This window comes from Mesorhizobium sp. M4B.F.Ca.ET.203.01.1.1, from assembly GCF_004791025.1.
Classification (GTDB): domain Bacteria; phylum Pseudomonadota; class Alphaproteobacteria; order Rhizobiales; family Rhizobiaceae; genus Mesorhizobium; species Mesorhizobium abyssinicae.
This window is the reverse complement of record NZ_SRUO01000116.1, coordinates 1-366: the sequence shown is the minus strand read 5'-3', so window position 1 is coordinate 366 and position 366 is coordinate 1. Positions and strand designations below refer to the sequence as shown.

At 65.0% G+C, this 366-nt stretch carries 1 pseudogene; it reads left to right on the top strand.

Annotated elements, in window-relative coordinates:
• Window positions 1-366, top strand: a pseudogene (locus EN846_RS33900) (hypothetical protein); the annotation flags it as partial.

Sequence of the window (366 nt, the reverse complement as noted above, 5' to 3'; positions counted from 1 at the left end):
GCGGTGCCGGTGGATACCCTGCTGGACGACCCGGTCGCCATCGTCAAGGGCCATAACGTTCCCGGCGCACGTCACGACCGCATCGCCGCCCAGAAGCTCGCCCGCCATCAGGGCATGAAGGAACTGGACAGGCTCGAGACCTCGCTGATCCGGCTGGTCGAGGAAATGAATGTCGCCGCGCCGGAGTCGGAAGTGATGAAGGAATTCGCCATCGAGCTCATCGTATCGACGCTGCGCAATGTCCGCGAGCACCCCGACGCCAAGCAGGACCTGGAGGAGATCGAGGGCCGCCGCGCCGAAGGCCGCTCGGAAGACCCGGACACGCTCGAGGAGCAATTGCAGTCGGGGCTCGAGGATAGTTTTCCG